Annotated in this window: 28 protein-coding genes and 1 pseudogene; 14 read left to right on the top strand and 15 right to left on the bottom strand. The window is 35.6% G+C overall.

Annotation, left to right across the window (positions count from 1 at the left end; genetic code table 11):
* Window positions 1-93: 93 nt before the first annotated feature.
* From YN1551_RS14545 to YN1551_RS14515, 7 genes and pseudogenes are all read left to right on the top strand, one after another.
* Window positions 94-405: a DUF2173 family protein gene (locus YN1551_RS14545; RefSeq protein WP_012714619.1), complete on the top strand. Its 312-nt coding sequence runs from the start codon at window positions 94-96 to the stop codon at window positions 403-405.
* Entirely contained in the window at window positions 398-874 is a 477-nt protein-coding gene (locus YN1551_RS14540) for a hypothetical protein (protein WP_012718213.1), read from the top strand. Before YN1551_RS14545 ends, YN1551_RS14540 begins: the two co-directional genes overlap by 8 nt.
* Before the next feature lie 82 nt (window positions 875-956).
* Entirely contained in the window at window positions 957-1,391 is a 435-nt protein-coding gene (locus YN1551_RS14535) for a rubrerythrin family protein (RefSeq protein WP_012712582.1), read from the top strand.
* Window positions 1,391-2,578 carry a heterodisulfide reductase-related iron-sulfur binding cluster gene (locus YN1551_RS14530; protein ID WP_012718212.1) on the top strand — a complete coding sequence of 396 codons (1,188 nt, stop codon included), beginning with the start codon at window positions 1,391-1,393 and terminating at the stop codon, window positions 2,576-2,578. The genes YN1551_RS14535 and YN1551_RS14530 overlap by 1 nt, the downstream gene beginning before the upstream one ends.
* Entirely contained in the window at window positions 2,571-3,143 is a 573-nt protein-coding gene (locus tag YN1551_RS14525; RefSeq protein WP_012714617.1) for a DUF3501 family protein, read from the top strand. The genes YN1551_RS14530 and YN1551_RS14525 overlap by 8 nt, the downstream gene beginning before the upstream one ends.
* 166 nt (window positions 3,144-3,309) lie before the next feature.
* Window positions 3,310-4,343: pseudogene (locus tag YN1551_RS14520) on the top strand (ISH3 family transposase).
* Window positions 4,344-4,542: 199 nt separating this feature from the next.
* Complete coding sequence (locus YN1551_RS14515; protein ID WP_012718210.1) at window positions 4,543-4,965, top strand: DUF4898 domain-containing protein; 423 nt, start codon at window positions 4,543-4,545, stop codon at window positions 4,963-4,965.
* 67 nt (window positions 4,966-5,032) lie between these two features.
* On the opposite strand, the gene YN1551_RS14510 is transcribed toward YN1551_RS14515, so the two are convergent.
* Together YN1551_RS14510 and YN1551_RS14505 are read right to left on the bottom strand one after the other, a co-directional pair.
* The gene (locus YN1551_RS14510; protein ID WP_012718209.1) at window positions 5,033-5,836 is read right to left on the bottom strand and encodes an ABC transporter permease; all 804 of its coding nucleotides are present in this window, start codon (window positions 5,834-5,836) and stop codon (window positions 5,033-5,035) included.
* Entirely contained in the window at window positions 5,827-6,756 is a 930-nt protein-coding gene (locus YN1551_RS14505) for an ABC transporter ATP-binding protein (protein WP_012718208.1), read from the bottom strand. Before YN1551_RS14505 ends, YN1551_RS14510 begins: the two co-directional genes overlap by 10 nt.
* Window positions 6,757-6,931: 175 nt before the next feature.
* On the opposite strand from YN1551_RS14505, the gene YN1551_RS14500 reads away from it, so the two are divergent.
* Window positions 6,932-7,369 carry a hypothetical protein gene (locus tag YN1551_RS14500; RefSeq protein WP_012712576.1) on the top strand — a complete coding sequence of 146 codons (438 nt, stop codon included), beginning with the start codon at window positions 6,932-6,934 and terminating at the stop codon, window positions 7,367-7,369.
* Between the two features lie 81 nt (window positions 7,370-7,450).
* On the opposite strand, the gene YN1551_RS14495 is transcribed toward YN1551_RS14500, so the two are convergent.
* From YN1551_RS14495 to soxA, 9 genes are all read right to left on the bottom strand, one after another.
* Window positions 7,451-9,697 carry a heavy metal translocating P-type ATPase gene (locus YN1551_RS14495; protein ID WP_012718207.1) on the bottom strand — a complete coding sequence of 749 codons (2,247 nt, stop codon included), beginning with the start codon at window positions 9,695-9,697 and terminating at the stop codon, window positions 7,451-7,453.
* Window positions 9,687-9,857 (bottom strand): YHS domain-containing protein, encoded by a 171-nt coding sequence (locus YN1551_RS16340; RefSeq protein WP_012714612.1) that lies wholly within the window; start codon window positions 9,855-9,857, stop codon window positions 9,687-9,689. The genes YN1551_RS14495 and YN1551_RS16340 overlap by 11 nt, the downstream gene beginning before the upstream one ends.
* 90 nt (window positions 9,858-9,947) lie before the next feature.
* Window positions 9,948-10,439 (bottom strand): TRASH domain-containing protein, encoded by a 492-nt coding sequence (locus tag YN1551_RS14490; RefSeq protein WP_012712573.1) that lies wholly within the window; start codon window positions 10,437-10,439, stop codon window positions 9,948-9,950.
* Window positions 10,440-10,451: 12 nt separating this feature from the next.
* A complete protein-coding gene (sepP, locus tag YN1551_RS14485) occupies window positions 10,452-11,111 on the bottom strand; it encodes an undecaprenyl-diphosphatase SepP (RefSeq protein WP_012718206.1) in 660 nt (219 codons plus the stop codon).
* Between the two features lie 214 nt (window positions 11,112-11,325).
* Window positions 11,326-11,520, bottom strand: a complete 195-nt coding sequence (locus YN1551_RS14480) for a hypothetical protein (RefSeq protein WP_012714609.1) — start codon at window positions 11,518-11,520, stop codon at window positions 11,326-11,328.
* 1 nt (window position 11,521) lies between these two features.
* The gene (locus tag YN1551_RS17925) at window positions 11,522-11,644 is read right to left on the bottom strand and encodes a hypothetical protein (RefSeq protein WP_012714608.1); all 123 of its coding nucleotides are present in this window, start codon (window positions 11,642-11,644) and stop codon (window positions 11,522-11,524) included.
* Window positions 11,645-11,656: 12 nt separating this feature from the next.
* On the bottom strand, window positions 11,657-13,330 hold the full coding sequence (soxC, locus tag YN1551_RS14475; protein WP_012714607.1) for a proton pump complex cytochrome B SoxC: 1,674 nt from the start codon (window positions 13,328-13,330) through the stop codon (window positions 11,657-11,659).
* Window positions 13,323-14,852, bottom strand: coding sequence for a proton pump complex quinol oxidase subunit SoxB (gene soxB, locus YN1551_RS14470; RefSeq protein ID WP_012718205.1), 1,530 nt, complete (start codon window positions 14,850-14,852; stop codon window positions 13,323-13,325). Before soxB ends, soxC begins: the two co-directional genes overlap by 8 nt.
* Window positions 14,852-15,358, bottom strand: coding sequence for a proton pump complex quinol oxidase subunit SoxA (gene soxA / locus YN1551_RS14465; RefSeq protein ID WP_012712568.1), 507 nt, complete (start codon window positions 15,356-15,358; stop codon window positions 14,852-14,854). The genes soxB and soxA overlap by 1 nt, the downstream gene beginning before the upstream one ends.
* Window positions 15,359-15,798: 440 nt before the next feature.
* Here soxA and YN1551_RS14460 point away from each other — a divergent pair, with 440 nt between their 5' ends.
* Genes YN1551_RS14460 through YN1551_RS14450 form a run of 3 tightly spaced genes read left to right on the top strand, consistent with a single transcriptional unit; the run spans window position 15,799 to window position 17,619 of the window.
* Window positions 15,799-16,773 carry a Rieske 2Fe-2S domain-containing protein gene (locus YN1551_RS14460; RefSeq protein ID WP_012718204.1) on the top strand — a complete coding sequence of 325 codons (975 nt, stop codon included), beginning with the start codon at window positions 15,799-15,801 and terminating at the stop codon, window positions 16,771-16,773.
* Window positions 16,751-17,212 (top strand): hypothetical protein, encoded by a 462-nt coding sequence (locus tag YN1551_RS14455; RefSeq protein ID WP_012718203.1) that lies wholly within the window; start codon window positions 16,751-16,753, stop codon window positions 17,210-17,212. The genes YN1551_RS14460 and YN1551_RS14455 overlap by 23 nt, the downstream gene beginning before the upstream one ends.
* Window positions 17,209-17,619, top strand: a complete 411-nt coding sequence (locus YN1551_RS14450) for a hypothetical protein (RefSeq protein ID WP_016730350.1) — start codon at window positions 17,209-17,211, stop codon at window positions 17,617-17,619. The genes YN1551_RS14455 and YN1551_RS14450 overlap by 4 nt, the downstream gene beginning before the upstream one ends.
* Before the next feature lie 40 nt (window positions 17,620-17,659).
* On the opposite strand, the gene YN1551_RS14445 is transcribed toward YN1551_RS14450, so the two are convergent.
* Window positions 17,660-18,301 (bottom strand): DUF1404 domain-containing protein, encoded by a 642-nt coding sequence (locus YN1551_RS14445; protein ID WP_012714604.1) that lies wholly within the window; start codon window positions 18,299-18,301, stop codon window positions 17,660-17,662.
* 220 nt (window positions 18,302-18,521) lie between these two features.
* Between YN1551_RS14445 and YN1551_RS14440 the strand changes: the two genes are divergently transcribed.
* The gene (locus tag YN1551_RS14440; protein ID WP_012716838.1) at window positions 18,522-19,280 is read left to right on the top strand and encodes an SDR family NAD(P)-dependent oxidoreductase; all 759 of its coding nucleotides are present in this window, start codon (window positions 18,522-18,524) and stop codon (window positions 19,278-19,280) included.
* Here the strand turns inward: YN1551_RS14440 and YN1551_RS14435 are convergent, their stop codons facing one another.
* Entirely contained in the window at window positions 19,281-20,462 is a 1,182-nt protein-coding gene (locus YN1551_RS14435; protein ID WP_048052401.1) for a mandelate racemase/muconate lactonizing enzyme family protein, read from the bottom strand.
* A gap of 64 nt (window positions 20,463-20,526) precedes the next feature.
* On the opposite strand from YN1551_RS14435, the gene YN1551_RS14430 reads away from it, so the two are divergent.
* The gene (locus YN1551_RS14430) at window positions 20,527-21,000 is read left to right on the top strand and encodes a hypothetical protein (RefSeq protein ID WP_012718201.1); all 474 of its coding nucleotides are present in this window, start codon (window positions 20,527-20,529) and stop codon (window positions 20,998-21,000) included.
* Window positions 20,997-21,503 (top strand): hypothetical protein, encoded by a 507-nt coding sequence (locus tag YN1551_RS14425; RefSeq protein WP_012714600.1) that lies wholly within the window; start codon window positions 20,997-20,999, stop codon window positions 21,501-21,503. The genes YN1551_RS14430 and YN1551_RS14425 overlap by 4 nt, the downstream gene beginning before the upstream one ends.
* On the opposite strand, the gene YN1551_RS17220 is transcribed toward YN1551_RS14425, so the two are convergent.
* Together YN1551_RS17220 and YN1551_RS14420 are read right to left on the bottom strand one after the other, a co-directional pair.
* Complete coding sequence (locus YN1551_RS17220) at window positions 21,478-21,648, bottom strand: hypothetical protein (protein ID WP_012718200.1); 171 nt, start codon at window positions 21,646-21,648, stop codon at window positions 21,478-21,480. The two genes, YN1551_RS14425 and YN1551_RS17220, sit on opposite strands and share 26 nt — an antisense overlap.
* Entirely contained in the window at window positions 21,648-22,649 is a 1,002-nt protein-coding gene (locus YN1551_RS14420) for an ABC transporter permease (RefSeq protein WP_012718199.1), read from the bottom strand. The genes YN1551_RS17220 and YN1551_RS14420 overlap by 1 nt, the downstream gene beginning before the upstream one ends.
* Window positions 22,650-22,693 lie beyond the last annotated feature (44 nt).

Below are 22,693 nucleotides of genomic sequence, written 5' to 3'. Positions count from 1 at the left end.
TAAATAACTTTTGGATCTAGTGTAATAAATTAATATTTTGAAGGAAAAGCTTATTTATGTAAAATATCATATTTAGATAATGAGTGAAGGAAAATGCTAGATAATATACCAGGTATAATTGCCATCTTTAGATTTCGTGAGGGTAAGCTCACTAAAATACAAGGGCAAGATATCTTGATCGATCTTGATAAATTAAGCAACATTATAATGGAGAATATGAGAATTGGAGAAAATGAAGCTAAAGAGTTAAAATTTCTAGAGTCATTTAGAGGGTTTGCAATGATATTAGATGACATGGGAGTTGTATTCGTAGATGATTACTTAGTAATAACTAATGCCAAGAAAACCAATTGGGACTTATTAATAAAGGCTATCCTAAAAGGTGAGGTGATAAGAAGTGGATAATATAAAGAAGCTGAAAGGATATATTGGGCATATAAAAATTAATGAGGAAGGAAAAATTGAAGAAAGTTCAAATATTGATTATCCATCAAAATTAGTTGATATAATAAAATTTAATTTGAAAAAAGGTAATGAAGAGGCAAAAGAATTAGGTTTTAACAAGATAAATGGCTTTGCAATGTTCGGCAGTGGTAAGTCTTTAACCTTTATGAAAGGTCTATGTATAATTGTTGATAATGAGAAAGCTGATTGGCAGGATTTATTCACGTATTATACCTACAACAAGACCTTTATAATAACAGGTGTTGTATTAGTTATACTTTCGATATTACTATTCTATTACGGACTTCTTACCTCTGTGTTTGACTTTATCGCTCCAGAGCCTCGCATTTATATACCAACAATCCTATTATTAATAGGAGTAATATTCCTAGCACTTTCCAAATCTACCTTCTCCTATAGGTTAGAATAACTCTTTTTTAAAATACACTTGTATATAGTAATGATAGAAACTTTTAAAAACTAGCAGTAATAAAGTAGTATAGCGTGAGAAGATGAAAGAGATAAAAGGAACTAAAACTGCCGAGAACTTAAAACATGCATTCTGCGGAGAGGCTATGGCAAATAGAAGATATCTATATTTCGCTAGGAGGGCTGATGAGGAAGGATACCCCGAAATTGCTGGGTTATTGAGAAGCATAGCAGAAGGTGAAACTGCCCACGCATTTGGTCACTTAGATTTCATAAGGCAAGGAGGAATTGGTGATCCAGCTACTGACAAGCCAATAGGGACATTAGAGCAAATGATAGAATCAGCGGTAGCAGGAGAAACTTATGAATGGACTCAAATGTATCCAGGCTATGCTAAGATAGCTAGGGAAGAAGGATTCAATGAAGTTGCTGAGTGGTTTGAAACCTTGGCAAGAGCAGAAAAGAGCCATGCAGAGAAATTCACTGCTGTACTTAATCAACTAAAGGGAGGCAAGTAATGTATTCTTTAAATCCAAGTAATCCTACTTTTTTTGATTCCGATAAATTATTGTCAGAGTTTATAAGACAAGCAAGTGTTTGTCACGGTTGTAGGTTATGCTTTAATTATTGTGACTCCTTTCCCCTTATGTTTACTTATACTGATAAAAAAGGTCCCAAAAACTTAACCTTAGATGACTTATTTAATGTGGCCTCTAAGTGCTTCCACTGTAAGATGTGTTACGTTAATTGTCCCTATGTTCCTCCTCACGAATTTAACATGGACTTTCCAAGTCTAATGGAATGGGCGTGGCTATATTATAAGAAAAAGAGAGGACTGACAGTAAGGGACTTTATATTTGAGATGTTAGATGGTGTGAAGTTCGCAAGACCCTTGGCCAAAGTAATTATGGAGAAGAATAAGGAGCTATTAGGTATTCATAAAGAAGCTCCCACGCTACCCGTTGCGGAGAAAGGTTTAAGGGAAAGAGTTAAGCAGAGAACTATTGATAATCCTAAAGCAAAGGTTGCACTATTTCCCACTTGCTTAATTGAGAATTTCTTCCCAGAAATCGGTGAGGATTTAATAGAGTTATATAACGAATTGGGTATAGAAGTAATTATTCCTAATTTTGTTTGTTGTGGGGCTCCAATGCTTGATTCTGGGGACGTTGATAGGCTTAAGAAAAACGCTGAGTATAATACCAAAATCATAGAGGATTTGGTAAAGAAAGGTTATGACGTGGTTTCGCCCATACCAACTTGTACTTTGATGATTAGGGAGTATAAGAAGATTCTTGATAATGAAATACCTAAGGTTTATGATGCAACGGAGTACCTATTTAAATTGAAGAATGAAGGTAAGATAGAATTAAAGGGTAAGATTGAGAAGAACGTGTATTACCATCCTCCATGCCATCTTAAGTTCTTACAAGTAGGTTTACCTGGGGTTAGACTGTTGAGGTCTATGGGAGCGAAAGTTGATATTTCCAATAACGGTTGTTCCGGTATAGATGGGGGCTGGGGATTAAGAAATTATGACACTGCTAAAAGGGTAGGAAGTAAAATGATGGAAGCTTTCAAACAAAGTAAAGCTGATCTTTTTTCAACTGAATGCCCTCTTGCGGGGCTTCAAATAGAGAAGTCTTCTGGCAGAAGACCCTTACATCCGATTCAATTGCTAAAGGAGGCGATGAAAAATGGTTAAAATAACCTTACAAGATATCCTACCTTGGGAGATATACGAAAAAGTAAGAATGGATAGAATAAGGAGAATTATTGAGATAAAGAGCAAAAGAAGAATAGAGTTAGGAGATAGATTGACGTTATTGTTTGAAAATAGGGATACAGTTCTTCAACAGATTCAAGAGATGGTATATCTAGATAAGAAGGGAAAGAAGGAGGATATACTAGAAGAGATAAGAATTTACTCAACATTGCTTCCATGCGACGGTAAGATAAAGGCCTCTCTTTATATTCATTCCTATGATTTTAAGGACTTGGATTGGGTCTACGATAATCTGAGAGGAATATATAATTCAATATTTCTAAAGGTAGGAAACAAGCTAATTCAAGGAATCCCAGAAGGAGGAAGGGAACAAGGTAGAGAGTTCTCCACAGTCCAATATTTAACATTTGATCTTGAGGGCGAGAAAAGCACTGATATGGAAGTTCATGTAATTCATGAGAATTATAGATATTCAACTAAAATAGATAAGAGCCTAGCAGAGGATTTGATCAGAGAAGCGTATGATGTTTGTGAAAAGATGTGAACTACTCCGCCCTCACCGGTAGACCCAAAATCATATTAGAAAAAATATTTCTGGTAGGATAATATCGAATTTATAAAAGATAAAGAAATTTATAAGAGTATAAAGAATTCAATTGAAGAAAGGCTTAAGGTGAGGGAGATGGAGTATTACCACGTGACATAGGAAGATGATAACACCCGGTCTCCCTCACCAAACATTCAACAAATAGGATATAAATTACTTTCCATGTTGAACTTCCAAGGGGAAAAGGTAGAGAAGGTAGCAAAAACTCTCATCTCCGCGTGTTTGTGGAACGACTCTGTAGAGAACAAGTCCAGAGCGTATGACGTATCCCCACAGAACGTGAGGAATTACGTAGAGAAACAAGGGATGGAAGTGATTGAAAAGCTATTGGAAAGAGCTAGGAAAATATCCTTGGAGATATTAAAGGGGGTAAAGGAGATAGATCTTTCAATAGACTGGACAACCAAGACGTGGTATGGGAAACCAGTGAAAGGGAGCTCTGAAAAAGGAAACTCGTGGAACTACGCAACAACCAAGTATAAGGGGAAAGTACTTTTACTTGCCTTTATTCCGCAAGTGAACGGTATGACTAAGGACGAGATAGTGAAGGTTCTTGTGGAGCAAGTAATGGCAATGGGATTCAAGATAAGGTTGATGACTCTTGACGCTGGTTTCTACACAGTTGATGTGCTCAATTTCATTTCACAGTTTAAGTATATAGTTGCTGTGCCTGTTGGGGATGTTAAGGTGTTTGAGGAGTTTGACGGGGATTACACAACTAATAGTAAGAGGCATAGGAGGGATGAGCAGGTCGAGTTCAGGCTTCTCGTGTACAGCAAGGAAAAAGTGAGGAGAAAGAGTGTTGTTTATTTTGCTAGGGCTACTAATCTAGACCTATCCAAGAGGGAAGTGTTGGATTTGTATAATAAGGTAAGGGGTCCCATAGAGACCTCTTATAGGAACATTAAGGCTTTTCTTCCATTTACTGGTTCTACTAAGTTTGTTTTTCGCACGTTGATCTTCGTGCTGGCCCTTGTACTCTACTCCTTATATACCATATTCAAGGGGGAGGTGGGGAGAGAGGAGTTTAGATTATTATTAATTCTTTTATTTCCTGATTTATTCAATCCAGAGAATTTTACATTTAATCTAGTAGAAACACTTATTTACACTATAGGTTTATTTTCAAGGAGGTGATTTTGGGTCTACCGTACGGAGGGGGACTTCCGCCCCCTTAATCCCCAGAAAGTTAAAAGTCTTTTAAGGAATACCACTATAATTGGACCTAATAATAATGTATTACGCTATAACTTTTGTATAGAGCATAAAAAGTGCCATATATATATAAACTTTAAAAAGCCAAATGTTAACTATTTTTAATTAAAGGTAAGGAGTTATGCTAGCTAATTCTGCCGATATTAGAAACCTCGAAGACTTCATTATGACTGTAGTGAGAAGCAGAGAGATTTTCAACCTTAAAAGTTATAGTTTAAGGATAATTTCTGATTATACGAAGTTCTTTAACCTCATACTGCCTAAAGATGTAAGTGACGTCCTTGTTATATTACCAATTAGTAACGATGATTTAGGCAATACAATCAAAAACGAATTAATTAGGATAAGGACTGATTGTTCAATAATTGTATTATATAGTAATAGATTGCAGAAAGATAGAATAGTTGTCGGATTTCGTACTGTTGTTAATAAAACTGTTCATAGTGAAATCGATAGTAACAAAAATAACATGATTAGTAAGCACCTAGAGCCTCTAGGGTCAAAAACTCATCTAAATCTATACTCTCTCGGTATAACATTTTGACTCACGAGTAATCTTTCCTCTTATAGTTTTTAAGGTATTGCCATAGTGGTCAATAGTCATTTGTCTATTAGTATTCTGCTAGAGTACCCTTTTCTCTAGCTTTTTTGAATGCATAATTATATGAAAATATGCCTAATGGCAATAGAACTATATCAAATATGGCTAATATTATAATAAATTGGGCAACAGCAGTTATAGGAGTTCCATTTAAAAATGCCTCTCTTAATCCCTCTAATGCCCATGTTAAAGGAATTCCGTAACTTATATACCTAACAAATAGTGGAAGCACTGTGACTGGAAATACTGTACCCCCAATAAGATTTGTAAAGGTGTTGAAGAAGAATGAAATGGGATTACCTTGTTTTGTTATCATTGTTACAGCCCCAGCTATCATACCTATACCTAATGTTGATAATATCAACAGTAATATAATCACTATTGCACTGAGTGCATTAACGTTATAATGTATATTTAACGCAAATCCTACGGCCAAAATTATAATCGCATTTATTGTATTTAGAGTAAGACCCCAAAGTGCTGAATACAACAAAAATCCAAACGTTCCAGTTCTTGAAATAACATAATACTCTATTGTTCCATAAAGCTGTTCATTACTTAACCTTTGACTTATGGTTGAAATTACGGAAGATACATATCCTTGGAAAGCTAAACCTATAGTGAAAAATGCTGTATAATTACTTACTCCTACTTCACTCACTAGTCTATTTCCTAATGCAGTTCCAGTGAAGTAATACGTGAAGACTGGGAGAATCCAACCTAATACCGTTAATATTGTTTGGGTTCTATACGATACCCATACCTTAAATCCTCTCAAATATAAGAAAGAGTAGAGTTTTCCGCTTATCCCCATCTTCCTCTCCACCCTCCTCTCCTTACCACTTCTAACCTTGCCGAATCCTCAACATCTCCTATTAAAAATATATACACATCTTCTAATGATGGCTCTTCCTCCTTAATTACCCTATAATCCTTTAATTCATCAAGTTCCTTCTCTGGTATCCTCAAAATGTAGTAGTTTGTTGAAGTTTCTACTACATATTTACCTAACGCTAATGGATACTCGTTTACTTCTACTTCTATTACTTTGCCTAAGTAATTCTTTAAATTCTCCTTGTTTCCTTCAGCTATTACTTTGCCTTTCTTTAATAGTATTATCTTCTCTGCTAACTCCTCAATCTCCTTCATGTAATGTGAGGTAAGGAGAATAGTCTTATCTCTACCAATTCTTCTAACTAAATCTCTAAACATTCTAGCTGAAAGTGGATCTAAACCTAAGGTAGGTTCATCCAATAGTAGCACTGGCGGATCCGTTATTAGTGCTCTAGCTAATGCCAATTTTCTCTGCATCCCAGTACTAAACTTCATATATGGTATGTTTTCCCATTCAGATAATCCTACAATTTCCAATACCTCCCTTGCTCTTCTCCTAGCATCGGATAGGGATAGGTTTTGCAAACTAGCGAAGAATACTAAGTTTTCCAAGGCAGTCAATCTATAATAGAATAACCTTTCACTCACTGTAACTAAACCTATTGATTCTCTAACTTTCTTTTCCTCCCTAGTTATACTGTAACCATTAACTATCGCATCTCCAGAACTAGGTATTATGAGAGTCGAAAGCATTTTAATCACGGTTGTTTTTCCTGCCCCATTTGGTCCCACTAAAGCCCCAGCCGTATTTCTTTCTATCTCAAAGGAAACATCATCTACAGCTTTTATCACCTTATACTTTATTTTAAAAGTCTTTGAAATGTCAATTGTTTTAATCATTAGTTAAAGTATTGACAATAATGCTAAAAAACTTTTTGCAGAAAACATAAGGATTTTTCTTTCTAAGTTAACTCCCTTTAATACTAAATTAGTATTGTTGATAAGATTAATAGGGTATAAGTATTAGATACTTATAATAGAAAGGTTTAAAAACTACTAGGAGAATATATCATGTATGACTAATGAGAGTATAAAATATATAGCCATAAAGATGCTAGCTGATAAAGCATATGTAGTTGATGCTATATATAGCTATCTAGTAGAGGGAGAAAGACCAAGTGTACTGGCATACAAATATGGAATAACAAAGCACACAATCAGAGGAAACATAATGAGATTCGTGGAGAAAGCTAGTGGAGAAGGGAAGGCTAAAAAACTAATAGCGTTGATAAAGCAATCAAATGCCAAAGTGAGTCCTATTGTATATAAAACAGATGGAATGTACACATGCCTTCTCTGCAATGAAAAACTTGACGAAGGGAAATTAGAAAAACACATTACGACTAAGCATAAGGCAGAGTTACAAAGAGCGATAAATTACATTATGTCTAAGGTTGAAGGAAAGAAGAAACAAGAAGAGGCTAATAAGAAAGAAGTTGTCGTTAACGCCTAATAAAAGATAGTATTTTTGTATATACAAAAATTTTATGTTCTAATTTTTAAGATATACTTTTTACTTCTTTTTCCCTCTATGTTAAATTGGTACTAGAGACCATAAACTCACTATCACACTACTGAATCCCATTGCGAGAGCTGCGTATTCTGGCGGTAAATATATGGTTGGGTAAAATAATCCTGCCGCAATAGGTATTATTACTGTATTATAGCCAAATGCCCACGCCAAATTCTCCTTAATTTTCCTAACTCCCAATTTTGCTTGTTCAAATAATCCTATTACGTCACCTAATGAGTTAATCACGACTTTACCAGCACTCTTAGCCAAATCAGTACCACTAGAGATAGCTATACCTACGTCAGCCTCTCTCATAGCAATTGCATCATTTATCCCATCACCTATAAATATGACTTTATTACCATTTTCCCTCAATTCCTTCACTAACTCCGCTTTGTTATCTGGAGTTAATCCCTTACGAACTTCAATACCTAACTCCTTCCCTATTTCATCGGCATAATTACTACTATCTCCAGTGGCTATTATCACCATAATTCCCCTTTCTTTCATATAATTTATCACTCTTTTAGCATCATCCCTAAGCTTGTCCCTTATGTTAACTATCCCTCCAGCTCTCCCATTAATACAAACTAAAATATCTCCTTCGTCTTCAACATTCCAATCACAATTGCTTTTCACGAAATCCTTACTTCCTACAATTACATCATTTCCATTTATTCTAGCATATATTCCTCTTCCCGGGAATTCCTCAAACTGTTCAACCTTACCATCTTTCATATTCATTTTATGAAAAGCTTTAGCAATAGGATGTATACTTCTACTTTCTGCAATTGCGGCTAAATCTAACGCTCCGTTAATGAACTCCTTCTTACTAACAATCACATACTCACCTTCAGTTACAGTACCAGTTTTGTCTAAGACCGCAACGTTAACATTCCTTATTTCCTCTAAAATACTACCATCCCTAATTATAATACCTCTTTTTAATGCTCTACGAACACTAACTAACATCGCCATAGGTGACGCTAAGCCTAATGCGCAAGGGCACGCTGCAGCTAATACAGCTACACTGAAAAATAGAGAGGAATACAAGTTATAGCCCAGTACAAATTTCCAAACAAGAAACGTAAGTGCTGAAAGAGTAATAACTATGGGTACGAATACGGAGGAAACTTTGTCCACCAGATTTTGGATAGAAACTCTGGCATTATAGGCTCCTCTTACACTCTCTATCACTTGTATAATATAGCTCCTATCCCAGTTTCTAGTTACGTATATTTCTAGGTATCCATTTACTAAGATACCACCAGCTAAGACGTTATCTCCTTTTCTCTTTAATACTGGTTTCTGTTCCCCAGTAATTATTGCCTCGTTTACTTCTCCCTTCCCACTCTCAATAATTCCATCAGCTGGTATTCTCTCTCCTGTCCTAACAATTACTATATCACCTACCTTTAGTTCATTGGAGTTAACTACTCTTCCGTCTTTCAGAGTAGCCTTGTAAGGCTCTATACGTATTTCGGAACTCATCTTTGCTTTAATATAAGCTTCTAACGTTTTACCAACGAGTATGAAGGTTATCAATAATGAAGCATCAGCGTAAAATGTGCTATGAAGGAAAATACCAGAGAACCACAATATGTTTGACGCTAAGGAGACAAGCACATCCATGTTAGTAGTTCTATTCTTTAAGGCTCTATAAGCACCTTTATGAAATCTCAATCCTGAGTAAAATTGTATCGGTATCGATAGTAAGATACCTAAAAAGAATGGAAATAGATACGTTAAAGGTGTAAATGTTATGCCTATTACCAATCTCTTTAATAAGTCATAGAAGTCTTTATAGAGTATACTTCTTTCACTACGTTGTTCATTTATTATTTCCCACTTTACTCCAGCTTCCTTCAATATTTCCCCCGGAGTAGTGGATTCAGGATTATACTCCACACTTACTATTCCTAGACCAAGATTGGATTTTACATCGACTACCCCCTTAACGTTTTCGAACTTCCTCTTTATTTTAGGCATTTCCTCTGGGTTGACATTCAATTTTATAGTGAACTTTTCTGTGGCAACATCATAACCAGCCTTTCTCACAGCTTTTACTAATTCCTTTAATCTAACGTTACCACTTAGGATTACTTTTGCACTACCAGTTGCTAGATTTACTTCCGCATCTTTAACACCACTAACTGACTTCAAAGACTTAGATACACTCATTACGCATGTGGCGCAATGCATTCCAATTATCTTTAGCTGTTCCTCCTTATCTGTAATTCTCAACTCCTCTTTCTTCTCAGTGACCATGAGGCATCCCCTTAGGTCCACCCCTTAGATATTCTTCTGGGTTCTTCTGAAACTCCTTAAGGCAATGTGATGAGCAAAAATAGTAGACTTTTCCTTTATACATTGTCTTATATTGGCTTTTTTCATCTACTTCCATTCCACAAACAAGATCGATTATCATAATATTAATTATTGGTTTTATTATAAAGAACTTTTTCTTCTGTCAATTCGTATCTACTCGAAATTCAGAAGAGTCAAAGTGAATCTAAAACTAATGTAAATTCAAATCATTATTACGTGCAAACTTTTCCTTTAACCCAGTCAAACAAGAGTTACAACAAGCGTAATACGTTCTTCTTCCAATTTTATATGTTAAGGGATTATCGTATATTTCCTTACCGCAGTAATCACATTTAACTACAAAGCTACTCTTGCCTATGAATACTAGATCTTTTCCCTTCACATTTTTTAGTTTATTTTCTAAATCTTCTAATGTATTAGCTCTTATTATGTTGATAAATCTACCATCCAACAGTTTATAACACTCGTCACTTTGACAAGACTCTGAAATTGTAAAAGCGATAAGGGGTTCATTCTGAAATTTAATAGTAAATTTTACACCCTTTCTGCTAAGATTTCTTAAAAGCCTTGTGGCAGTACTCCTACTAATATTAAGCCTTTTTGCCAGTTCCGTAACACTTATCCTAGAGTCTTCTCTTAAAATTTCCAATGCTCTAAATTCTAAATCTGTTAGCTTTTCCACAAGATTTTTCCTTTACTTTTGCCGTTTTAAATTTGTTTTTCTTCTATTACCAACAATGGAGTTAACTAGTCTATTATAAATTGTTGAAATAAACTTTTCAAGATTCATTGCAGTTAAAGTTACTGCTATTCCTAATATCCACCCAGTTAATACATCTAAAGGCCAATGAACTCCTATATAAACTCTAGAATAGCTTGTGAGCAGTGCTTCTATAAGTAACGGTATTGAGATGTAATATGGTAAAGTTAAGAGAACTATCATTGCACCTACAGACACTATCAATGCGTGTCCGGAAGGATAAGAATAATCAGTGGATTCTGGAACTAGTAAATTTACGTTATGTAGAATTAGAAATGGTCTTGGCTGAGCCATTACATATTTTGAAACCTCTCCCAAAATTATAGCTATTATAAATCCTCCAATTAATAAGAGTGAACTTCGCCTAAACTTCCCACCCATAATGAACAAGATCGCAGTTACTGGTATCCAAATATACTCCCTGCCGTATTTACTGAAGAATAACATTACAGGGTTAAATGCTGGAAGTTGGGAATGGTTGATCAAATAAAGGAAATACATATTCCCTGGAAAATTAGCTTCTCCTACAATTTTAACCATTACAGATATAATTATGTATATTGCATAAATTGATGCAATGTATTTCCACTTCATGTCTAATAGACTATCATAGAACTATTTAGTATATATAGTTAATCCAAATCTGAGTTCATGACGCTATTTCTTTTTATATCTTTCTATGAAAAATGTTTTATATAGACGCATAAGATATTTAAAACTAACTACTAGTTTACGGTGATTGTAATTAATATATGTTAGTTAAACTTGAGTTATAAATAAAAAATAATTTAAAAAAGCTTATAGACCTTCATAGCTTGTTTATTCCCTTAAAGAGTATTATGAATATTATGCTCGCTAAGAGCATGTATACTGTTGCCATTATTATACTTGTTGGATCAACTCCTATACTACGTGCCGAAATGAAGTTAAGAGGTAAGGAGAGTATTATAAAAAATATAGTCATTATTCCCGATATAATTCCAGCTATGGTATAGTTTTTCATTTTATCCCACCATTATCGCTATAATTTTAACAGAGTCCCATAACAAGTTATACGCCATAAATCCAGCCATGAATGCGGTGGCTCCAAATATTAGAGCCAAAATTGCTATACCTAGCTTGTTCATTCTCACTCACCCCTATTTTACATAGATTTCATAATGATAAAGTTGCACTGCTATTCCCCACAGCATTAGAATTACGCCTAAATCCATTCCAGCATAAGTTGATTGTGGCCCTATACTTGGTAATGTCCACATTAGACCTAATAGGAATAAGGAGACGATAAAAATTATTACTATTCCATAAAACGCAGCTTTCTTGTTCCAACTGGCTGCTACACTGCTTCCTACAGCTGCTACTGGTTTTTTTCCGACTATAAATGCGGCAACTCTTCTTAGCATATACAATGTAAATAATCCCACTGGTATTAAAATAATTCCGTTTATAATTGTAGGGAATTCTAGGAAGTTTACAAATGTCCCTGCCAAGGATAATGCGGATACAGAAGCTAAGAGTATTTCCATTGGAGTTATGTTCATTTTAATTACCTTTGTTTCAGTCCTTGTAATTGGAGTATTATTTTGCTTTACTGGCCATAAGTAGACAAGTATTCCTATAACAATTAACGGTAACCCTAAGTATTCTATCTCTTGTGAGAACGGAACTGGCACACCTGGTTCCAAGTATCCCCAAACAGATAGCTCTATCAGATATACAGCTAAAGTACTAACTATCCATGTCCAGAACTTTCTCCTAGTAACACGTAAGTCGTCACTGGGATCTAAGAATGGAAGGAAGATTAGTACTAAAAGACCTATAATGAGCACCGCCAAAACTAATATTGGAGTGATTGGCATTCCGTTAGGTAATAGGAAATCAACAAATTTGTATAGGAATAAGAAGAACCATGGTGGATAGGGTTGCACACTCGTAGACTCTGGCGAACCTGCTTGCGGGGCTGGATAGGGATTAATCACTATTGGTAATCCATTTATATTTGCTAATAAGTTGGGAACAAATAATATTATTCCCCATGTTAGTAATACAACTGATAGCATATAAACAAAGTTCCTAGGCCACCACTCATTAAATCTTTGCTGTTCTTCCTTAGTGTAATATGCTGGTACTTTAGGTTTATCCTTAGCTGAAGGTGTCATTCCATACCTCTCTGCCAGCATGAAGTGGAATAGGAATAGAGCTCCCAGCAGAAATACTAGCAATATATGCCACCCTAATAATCTATCAAACAATTCTGATCTCACTAAGGGATCTGAAGATAATGCTGCACTTCCTCCTGGACCAAACAGCCAGCCTACTATAGTTGTTGCACCTGGAATACCAGTACCAACCAATAATTGATCTCCAATATCTATCGCGTTTACTCCAAGGACATCACTTACTAAGCTGTATCCAAAGAACGATGCCCCTAATGTTAGTAAAAGGAGAATCACTCCGGTTATCCACTGCAATTCTCTCGGCTTTTTGTATGCCCCCTTGTAGAAGTTTCTAAACATGTGTATATATGCTAATATTATCATTATGTATGAGCCATATAAATGGCTAAATAATAATACTGGGCCATAGGGTACGCTAGATATGATACTTTGTGTAGATTGATATGCAAAGGCCGGTTGGTAATACATTAAGAGGAATAGTCCAGTAATAACGGTATAAATGAAAGCAGCAGATACCATTGCACCTAGCCAATAGGATAGATTATACATGTAATCTGGTGTCTTAAACAGTGGTGCTTCAGTTACACCTACTCTATCAATTATAGTATCTATAATTCCCTTCTTTTCCTCACCCATTTTTACTCACCCCATCTTCCGCCATTACGGGTAAATTAGAGGGAGTTGAGGGGGTAGAAGTGGAAAAAACATTTTGCTTAGAGGCATAAGCTAACGCATCGAAAATACCTACAAATATCGTTACTAATAACCCTGGAATTCCTATTTCAGCTAGGAACGACTCTAGCAAGTTATATGGTTGGAACATTGCTGGATAAGCTATCATTCTCCTTAACATTCCTAGATAGCCAATAACTGACATGGTATAACCTACACCCAAAAATGGCGCAGTCCACCATATCATTCCAATTCTCATCCACTTAGAAGCTTGTTCGCTGAAGTTGAATCCACCAAATGTGCTTCTTAACATATCTAAAAATGCTGTAGTGAAGCCCATTACTATTAATGTCCATATCATTAGGTGGAAATGCCCTACTATGTAATAGGTATTGTGGAATAGTGGATTTATCGAATTCTCTGGTAAAACTAATGCTTGAACACCAGCTAATATGAATCCTACTAATGCAATCAGTGCTCCCATTCCCACTGGGTCTTTCCAGTTATATTTTTGAGAAAGAAGTATTGTTAACCCTAAGTTCAGCACGGTAAGACCAGACCCTGAGGCTAAAATCAGTGTGGATAAGTTTACCCATATTCTCAGATCTATAGGTAATGGCCAAGTTTGCAGATGGTGAACCCATATAAGCATTGAGCCTATTGATAGTAAGTATATATTCCATCTAGCCCACTTCTCACTGAAGAGTGCCCTTCCAGCGTATTTTGGTACATAGTAGTACAAAGCGCCAAACAACGGGAATGGAAGGTAATATACTACGGGATGTCCATAGAACCAAAATAGCAATGCCCATAACAATGGGTTAACTGGAACTCCTGCAAAGAAATATAACGTATACCATAATGTAGATGCTGCTAATGCGGGAAGAGTTATTGCAATAACTATTGCAAAAGCTACTCCATAAGCTCCAAATATGTTCAGTCTTTCATTTCTTGGTTTTGTAGCGTATGCATCTGCAATCAGTGTTATGAACATCGCTATCTGTAATATGAAGGCTAAAGTTAGGGATAAGTAAGCCATACCCATCAAGGCTGGCGAAGTATAAAACAGAAAGGCGTGGAAGTTACTATCCGATTCTATTGCTAGTGGAGGGTACATGTACCAACCCATATCAGGAGATCCAGCAAACCCAATTGCTAAGAATATGTTAGACAACCAGAAGAAAATAGACATTAACTTAGTGTGTACAATTGATAAGTTACTCTTATACATTGCAAACGCGATTACAGCTACCGCAGCTAAAGGTACAAATCCAAACATACCGGCCCAGCCGTGAATAGTTAATGCACTATAGTATAGTTCTCCCACGTTGGGGGAATTACTATTAAACGTTAAATAAGTCCTTAGATTCATGGCTGCAATTCCTAAAACTCCTAGCCAGAATATGGAACCTATTGTGTAAAGCCAAACTACGTTTAACGTGTTTTTAGGCATTATAGTATTTTTTATTTGTTTTATAATACTCATTATATCACCTCCAGAGTTCCAGTCATATATGAAGAAGCATAACCATCATATTCTGCATTATACCACGTGTAATTTCCCGGCTGATTAGGAGTTATAAAATAAACATAGCTTGTAATCCCTGGAACATCATTTATATTAATTAGCCCATTTGGGAGCCTTAAGTAGAATCCAGTATCCGCTTGTGGAGAGTTTACTATCAGTACTACTGGTTCACTCACGTTAGCTACTATAACGTTTGGAATCCACTTGTATTGTACTGCAGTAATATTAACTACTAGTGTACCATTTATGACCTCAGAATACTCCCCGGGAGGTGGAGGGTGAGTTTCAAAATACTTTACTGCCTCTTGTCCTTGTGGAGGTAAGCCAGAGAATTCTGGTAAACCATATCTTAAACTGAAGCTCTTTCCAGTTAGAATATAGTAAACGTTCCAACTGAAGAATGTTGCAACCAAGATCAACATAATTATAAACCACACTTCCTCGGCGTGTTCCTTAATATCCATAATTTACACCTAATTCTTTTTTACAGTACCGAGGCTTATAAATCTTTATTTGAAATTTTTCGAAGATTTAATAACTTAAACTCCGTTAAAGTTAAGTTAATTAAAATTAGAATTACATAATCTAGTTTACTATAAGAAAAATTGTAGGTACTGGCATTTACTATTATGTCAAATCTTAATTTACTAACATAATAGTTTTACCCAAATAAATATAAATATGTTATTCACTTTATCATATAATTTCTAACACGTAAAGGTTTGTGCTTATTTTTACTTATTTATTTAGTTAATTTCATTGCATAATAAACTCCCTCGTAAAAGGTATGTTACTATAAAATTACTAAAAACTTTGTGCAATAAATAAAGCTAACATTTGCAATGGAAAATTTTAAAATAAAATTTTTTAAGGCATAGCTCGCATTCTAAAATTGGTAAGTAATATGGCTAAGGGAATACCTATCATTAAGCGTGATGATCTTATATTTGTCATTAAACTTCTGAGAAAAATGAGAGATCCAAAAACTAGGTTTGATGAGAAGGAGTTTATGAAAAGTGGAAGAGATTATTTGTACAATTACGCTGAGAAAAATGTAGGTCCTCTTGATCCCAGCAAGAGAGCTTTCCTAAAGGGCGTTCTCATAGGTATAGGTGCAGCTGCAGTATTAAGTGCAATTCCGGTCATTTCGTATCTAAATCAACCTGAAATAAGTTTGAAACAATTTCCTTGGGTAATAATAGTCGACTCCAGCGGTAATCCAATTAAGACGTCTCAAATTCCAGTAAATAATCCGGAGATCTTATTATTTGAATATCCAATGCAAGGTGATATAACTTTCCTCTTGAATTTAGGCGATGACAACGATAATCCTATAAAAATCCCTCCAACTACGGTTGTAATTCCGGAAAACGGTAAGACTTATACTTTTCCTGGCGGAGTTGGACCCAATAATTCAATAGTAGCTTTTTCAGCCATATGCCAACATTTGGGATGTACGCCACCTGAGATTCACTTCTTTCCGCCAAAATACATGAAAGTTGGTTTACCTACTCCTAACTTCTTGCCCGAAGTGGCACTTCAAGCGGCTCAACAAGCAAATGCACCCGGAGTTATACATTGTGATTGCCACGGTTCTACTTATGATCCTTACCACGGAGCTTCTGTACTGACTGGTCCCACAGTTAGACCATTACCTTACGTGCAATTATATTGGGATTCTAATACTGATTACCTTTACGCAATTGGCATGAACTTAAATGCTCCTACAATATTAGGACGCACTAATGATCTTTCTGGATATGCATATCTATCTTCATATGACCAAGCAACTGGATGTCAAAAAATGCTATTACAATCTGGTCAAACTCCGAGTAATTGCTATACAGAGCTTCAGAATGCTGGAAACACCTATCAGTAGGGTGATTGTGTTGGGAACTATTGAATTAATATATGAGAAGTATATCCAAATAAGTAAGATGATGTCCAGAATGAATTATATGCCAGCAATAGCTTCTGGTGAGGTGGCAATATTATTGGCTCTCTACGCTGGAGGCATGTTATTAGCTGTATACAACCTTCCTCTTCAAGGGGTACCCTTAATAATACATTTATATGGTGCGATTCTAGTTGCTATATTAAGCATAGGTTTGCTCGCATCCGCAGTTAGTTATAAGGATAAGGGTGCAATTATAATCTCTATTCTAAACGTTCTTTCAGTCCTTTTTGCAGCGTTTGCTGGATCATTTTATTTTGGAGGTGTGATAGATGTGAATTACTTGCTTCAAATGGGAATGAGTTTTGTATTTGCACTTATAACTGCCTCCGGTTGTTTAATATATAGTATAAGTAAGGGGTGAGTAAATTGGTAGTTTCACAGTCTAGAATAAGGCCAAGTAGGCTGATGTTATATATCTCCTTAACTGAGACTATACTGTTAGCTGGATTATTCTACGCGGGGATAGCTACATTATTTTATGATAAATTCCCACTAAATGCCTATTCAGAGGCGTTGACATTGTCAAGTCATATAACCCTTGCCATGCTTGTGGGGTTTTTCGGTGCTGCAATGCTTGCTCAATCTGTTAGAGAAGGTATAAGATCAGTATACCTATTTTCCCTCTTGAATTTATTGTTTATAGGAATAGCAGCAGCTGGTGGTCTAGCTTTTTATGGCTTATTAATTCCAGACTATGCCTATTTAATGGCACTAGGATTCTTCGGATCGCTATTTTGTACATCGTCTGTTCTATTTTACGCAATTTAATTTTTTAAAGAACCCCCTTTTTAGTGAAAGACCTTTCGGCTCACCCTACTATTCCTTTTATGTATTTAGCTATAACGTACCCTAGGAACACATTCATTGCAATGAACATCGCTACACCAGCGATTGGAAGGGATGATGGAGAATATGGAGAGAAATTGTAAGCAACATTTGAATATATCGGACTCGATACGATGAATATTATTGCTAGTGCACTGTCTCCCAACATCCAGAGTGCGAATAATGTAACTTTTAGGTAAAACTTTACGTATTTAATTGAGGAACCCGCAAGAATTCCACCGACAAGAAGTGTTATTTCGAGAATTACCCTATACGTTGCGAAAGCTGCACCTAATGCGAAAAAATATGGTAAGTGCCACAAGATAGGTGGTATCAACCCAAGTGCTAATGAAATTTCGTCGCCCTTAAAGTACTTATAACCGACAAATATTCCAGAGAAGTAAACTAGATAGTGAGAAATCATATAAATTGCAGGATAGTGAAATTCTAGACTTTCTGTGTATGGGTTAACAGAAATTGCAAGAAGAACTATAGGAAGGATTAGTGGTTTAAATGTGGTATTCTCATTCTTGATTAAACTTAAGATCATATTATAAAGTAACGTAATCGGTTTAAGAACTTTTATAGTAATGAGTAATTTTCTACTTTGTCTGAGAACTACCATTATTAACTTTTTAAAGTATAGCGTAAATGATTAATCGTTTTAAAGCATCAGAGTACAATACGATCTTTATATACATATAAGAGGCTGGTTTCTACGTCTTAGATAATTATGGAGTATACTATTTATATACTTATATATTACAAGCCGTAATAATTGGAAAGTATATAATGTAGTCTACACATCTTCAAAGTTTATTTATTCAAGTTTAAGATTATTCTATATGATTAAGTTGGATTTAAGCGGAAAAGTTTCTCTTATAACTGGTGGAACTTCCGGTATAGGTCTAAAGACTGCTGAGCTCTTCAGTAAATTAGGTGCAAATGTTTACGTTATAGGAAGGAGAGAAGTTGGTTCTCTACCTAAAGGTGTACATTTCAAAAAGGTCGATTTAACAAGGAGAGAAGAAGTTATTTCATTTATTGAATGGTATGAGAAAAACGTGGGAATAATTCACGTTTTGATAAATAATGCGTCACGAAATTCACGATATTCAGTGCTTGATATTCCAATGGAAGAGTGGGATGAAATGATTAGCTTAAACTTGACTGCGCCTTTTCTCTTATCAAGAATGGCTGCAAGGCTTATGATTAAAAACTGCATTAAGGGAAAAATAATTAATATCTCTGCAATTCAATCTAAGTTTCCATTACAGAGATCCTTCGCCTATGTCACTACTAAAGGTGGTTTGATATCTATGACTAGAAGTATGGCTGTGGATTTGGGAAAATACGGAATACAAGTTATTACCGTGTTACCAGGTCCAATTTACTCCAAAGATAATGAACCTCCAGCAGGTTTAGATGAAAGAGCGGCAACTCTATTAGGAAGAATGGGAAGGACAATAGAGGCCTCTTACCTATTGGCCTTTCTAGCATCAGACTTAAACACCTTTATTACTGGAACTGAGATTGTAATAGATGGAGGCAGGCTAATAAGTAGAAAACCAGATCCAGAGGAAATTTCTAAAGGTGAGGTCTAACTAGTAATTCTTCCACGTTCCTTTAACTACCCACACCGGTTCCTCTGGATTAAAGTATTCCTCACCCTTAACCTTTAAACTCTCTAACACTTTCTCGTTTACCTCAACTCCCAAACCTGGTCTTTCCGGTATTATTGCATATCCATTATCAACTGGGGTACCATCATATATTAGCTCCCTCTTCCAACTTGGGAACCAATCATAGAAGGACTCTTGTATTAAGAAGTTGGGAATAAATGCATCAAATTGTAGTGTTGCAGCATTTAATATCGGACCTTGAGCATTGTGGAAAGCCATCAGTACGTCAAAGACTTCAGCAATTCCCACTACTTTCTTAGTCTCGGTAACTCCACCAATTCTGTATAGATCAGCTTGTAAGAAGTCAACCAATCCCTCTTTCATAAAGTGCAAAGCTTGATGTTTATTGATTATCCTCTCACCTAATGCAATCCTTAAGCTCGTATTAGCCCTATATTTTTTAAGCCCTTCCATATCCTCAGGGTGAACTGGTTCCTCCATAAACAATGGATTATACTTCTCTAACTTTTTCGCTATCATTATTGCTGAATTTGCATTAAACCTACCGTGATGCTCTATTAAAATATCCACATTATCACCTACAGCCTCCCTAACAGCCTTTACCCTCTCCTCAGCCATATCTAGACCTCTCTTTGAAATATCGTTAAAGTATGGGCCAAATGGATCGAATTTCAAAGCCTTGTACCCCTTTTTTACGACTTCTTTGGCCTTATCCGCAAAGTCCTCTGGCATAACGCAATTTTGATACCATCCATTTGCGTAGACAAGTATTTTATCTCTCGTTTTTCCTCCAAGCAATTTATATAATGGAGCTCCCCATTCTTTTCCAATTACATCCCAGGACGCTATATCTACTGCACTATAGGCTGTTGTAGACTCTAAGGAGATGGTCATATTGAAATCATGCTTGTACCATTCTAGCTTGTTCTTTTCCACGTTAAATACGTCACTTCCTTTTAATACAGTATTTATCTTCTTTACAAAATTTGCCACAGCTTCGGCTCTCAACGCGCTTACAGTTTCTCCCCAGCCTACTCTACCATCGCTTGTTGTAACCTTTACCAGTATCATTAATGACGCCCATTGGGCGCTCGTAATCTCCTTACCTAAAATATACGCTTCAATTTCCGAAATCTTTGTCATGTATGTAAGTAAAGGTTTAGAAAAAATAAAGTTTTTATCAGCTAGAAAATAGGGTATATATTGTATGAGAAGGAGAACAATTTTAGCAGTTTCAATTGTAATATTAGCTATAGGTCTGATAGATGTAATTTTCACGTATCTCTATTCTTCTCTAGTAGTATACGCTCTAAAGGATACCATTTCCTTGGCCGAAGAAGGAGCACAAGGATTTCCAGTTGTGATTAAAGAAAATGATAAGATAGTAATAGAAGGAAATTCTACAAAACCTATTAACATTTACATTATAGGGATTGTACCCCAACAAGTTGCAAGTAACGCAAATACATTTAGTATATCATATATTTCTCCGAATTCTGGTACAGTTTATATTCAGTTTAGATCGCTTCCATATTCTAATTTAACTACTATTTCGTTTACCATAAAAGTTTTCAACTCTTGGTTCTCCGGAATTGGCTATTTATCTTCTGAAGTCATATTATTTATCGGTCTTATACTTCTTGGTTACGCTGTTCAATTAAAGGAGAGGCGAAGGGGATGAAATTATTGCCATTCTATATGACTGATAATATTTTTATAGACGCGTATTTTCTTGAAAACATATCGAAGCCTCATACTAGAATTTTATTGGTAAGGACTAATCTTAAACCTGAAGAGAACGGGGAAAAATTAGAACCAATCCCCCTAAATCAAGTTGTCAAATTACTAGAAGATGGTTATGTAGACCTAAAGAGTCTTAACGAGAAGAAAGAGAGGCTAGATACTTTAGATTACTTATTATCAGGCCTATATAATCCCGGATTGTACTTCAGAAAAAGGGAGGCGGAGATTACCTTATCTTCTCTTCTTAGAATATACGATTTAGCATACAAACAAGTGTTAAAAAAATTACGTGATTCAGGTCATGTTAATCTCAAATTTGCTTCAGTATCAGTATCTAATAATTCAATACTTATCAACGGTAAAGAAGATAAAATCTATACTGCTCTTTTTAAATCCGATTCAAATTTTAAGGAAGCTATTTTAAGTTCCTTATCTGGATGATCGCATATACTATCATGAACGTTGATAATATCAATACAACTATCTGAGGAAATAATGTTGCGGAACTCCTATAGATTACCAGTGAAAAAACGTCAAGTAGCAACAGTGTATAACCTATAGCCAATAGCGTTTTATACGCCTCCATTATTCTTCACCTACCTTAGCTCTAGGATCTAAGAACGAATATGTCAAGTCTGCGATTAAATTACCTACAATTACTGCTACAATTATTATGATGAATACTCCCATTTCAGTGGGATAGTCATTAGAGGTTATGGAGTTGATTAGTAAGTTTCCTACTCCGGGGTAGGAAAATGTCTGCTCTACGAATACTGACCCACTAAAGGAAAATCCTATTGCTATGACTAAGCTAGTGTATAGGGGCAGTATTGCATTTTTTCCAATAAACTTCTTTTCTATTATATCCTTCTTAATTCCAGAGACTTCAGCAAAGTTTACGAAATCTTCGCCAAGTACATATATTGTGTTTGCCCTCATCTGTAAGATCCATCCTACTAAATTTACTATGGTCAATGTGAATATTGGTAAAAATGCATGATACAACACGCTAGCTATGAAGGGAAGATTAAATCCTGGAGTTACATTTACGCTGTAAGCACCCCCCGTGGGGAAGATATGGTATGTGAACGCAAGTATGTAAATAAGTAATACGGCATAGATGTAAATTGGTACAGATCTTAAGATCGATAGCGAAACGGTAGATATGGAATCGGTCTTAGTCCCCCTCATATACCCTAGTTTCTGGCCTATTCTTATCCCAAGGAAGAAACTTATTAGAAGAGATGTTACTACGATGAATAAGGTCCAAGGTAACGCAACTGCAATCAGTTGAGCCACTGGTACGTTGCTTATTATCGAGAAGCCCAAATTTCCATGTAACGTATTCCAAATGTAATCCGCAGCGCTAATTAACGGATTCCCATGGGGTCTGAGAGTGTTTAAATAATCTATGAGTGAACTATATAGTTCAGGTTTTTGAGCAAATTCTTGTGGATTTATGAATTGCATGATGTAATTTGCGGGAGAGTAGGGAGAAAACTCCAATAAGGCCCAGCTTATGACTATTGTAGCAAATATCGCAACAATTACCGATGCCAGTCTCCTAATCAGCCATTTATTATTCATAAATTATTATTACTTTTAATAAGATATAAGTGTTTCTCAACTAT

This window comes from Sulfolobus islandicus Y.N.15.51, assembly GCF_000022485.1.
Classification (GTDB): domain Archaea; phylum Thermoproteota; class Thermoprotei_A; order Sulfolobales; family Sulfolobaceae; genus Saccharolobus; species Saccharolobus islandicus.
Note: the sequence above shows the minus strand (reverse complement) of the source record. Positions and strands in the feature narration are given on the sequence as shown.

Bases quoted from the DNA above. Each gene is read 5' to 3' on its own strand.
- YN1551_RS14500 (WP_012712576.1), top strand. From the start codon at position 6,932: ATGACTAATGAGAGTATAAAATATATAGCCATAAAGATGCTAGCTGAT.
- sepP (WP_012718206.1), bottom strand. From the start codon at position 11,111: ATGAAGTGGAAATACATTGCATCAATTTATGCAATATACATAATTATA.
- YN1551_RS14480 (WP_012714609.1), bottom strand. From the start codon at position 11,520: ATGAAAAACTATACCATAGCTGGAATTATATCGGGAATAATGACTATA.
- YN1551_RS14425 (WP_012714600.1), top strand. From the start codon at position 20,997: ATGAAATTATTGCCATTCTATATGACTGATAATATTTTTATAGACGCG.
- YN1551_RS14545 (WP_012714619.1), top strand. From the start codon at position 94: ATGCTAGATAATATACCAGGTATAATTGCCATCTTTAGATTTCGTGAG.
- YN1551_RS14455 (WP_012718203.1), top strand. From the start codon at position 16,751: ATGCTGGAAACACCTATCAGTAGGGTGATTGTGTTGGGAACTATTGAA.
- YN1551_RS16340 (WP_012714612.1), bottom strand. From the start codon at position 9,857: ATGATAATCGATCTTGTTTGTGGAATGGAAGTAGATGAAAAAAGCCAA.
- YN1551_RS14530 (WP_012718212.1), top strand. From the start codon at position 1,391: ATGTATTCTTTAAATCCAAGTAATCCTACTTTTTTTGATTCCGATAAA.
- YN1551_RS14435 (WP_048052401.1), bottom strand. From the start codon at position 20,462: ATGACAAAGATTTCGGAAATTGAAGCGTATATTTTAGGTAAGGAGATT.
- soxB (WP_012718205.1), bottom strand. From the start codon at position 14,852: ATGAGTATTATAAAACAAATAAAAAATACTATAATGCCTAAAAACACG.
- YN1551_RS14525 (WP_012714617.1), top strand. From the start codon at position 2,571: ATGGTTAAAATAACCTTACAAGATATCCTACCTTGGGAGATATACGAA.
- YN1551_RS14440 (WP_012716838.1), top strand. From the start codon at position 18,522: ATGATTAAGTTGGATTTAAGCGGAAAAGTTTCTCTTATAACTGGTGGA.
- YN1551_RS14420 (WP_012718199.1), bottom strand. From the start codon at position 22,649: ATGAATAATAAATGGCTGATTAGGAGACTGGCATCGGTAATTGTTGCG.
- YN1551_RS14510 (WP_012718209.1), bottom strand. From the start codon at position 5,836: ATGGGGATAAGCGGAAAACTCTACTCTTTCTTATATTTGAGAGGATTT.
- YN1551_RS14460 (WP_012718204.1), top strand. From the start codon at position 15,799: ATGGCTAAGGGAATACCTATCATTAAGCGTGATGATCTTATATTTGTC.
- YN1551_RS14430 (WP_012718201.1), top strand. From the start codon at position 20,527: ATGAGAAGGAGAACAATTTTAGCAGTTTCAATTGTAATATTAGCTATA.
- soxC (WP_012714607.1), bottom strand. From the start codon at position 13,330: ATGGGTGAGGAAAAGAAGGGAATTATAGATACTATAATTGATAGAGTA.
- YN1551_RS14495 (WP_012718207.1), bottom strand. From the start codon at position 9,697: ATGGTCACTGAGAAGAAAGAGGAGTTGAGAATTACAGATAAGGAGGAA.
- YN1551_RS14505 (WP_012718208.1), bottom strand. From the start codon at position 6,756: ATGATTAAAACAATTGACATTTCAAAGACTTTTAAAATAAAGTATAAG.
- soxA (WP_012712568.1), bottom strand. From the start codon at position 15,358: ATGGATATTAAGGAACACGCCGAGGAAGTGTGGTTTATAATTATGTTG.
- YN1551_RS17925 (WP_012714608.1), bottom strand. From the start codon at position 11,644: ATGAACAAGCTAGGTATAGCAATTTTGGCTCTAATATTTGGAGCCACC.
- YN1551_RS14515 (WP_012718210.1), top strand. From the start codon at position 4,543: ATGCTAGCTAATTCTGCCGATATTAGAAACCTCGAAGACTTCATTATG.
- YN1551_RS14535 (WP_012712582.1), top strand. From the start codon at position 957: ATGAAAGAGATAAAAGGAACTAAAACTGCCGAGAACTTAAAACATGCA.
- YN1551_RS17220 (WP_012718200.1), bottom strand. From the start codon at position 21,648: ATGGAGGCGTATAAAACGCTATTGGCTATAGGTTATACACTGTTGCTA.
- YN1551_RS14445 (WP_012714604.1), bottom strand. From the start codon at position 18,301: ATGGTAGTTCTCAGACAAAGTAGAAAATTACTCATTACTATAAAAGTT.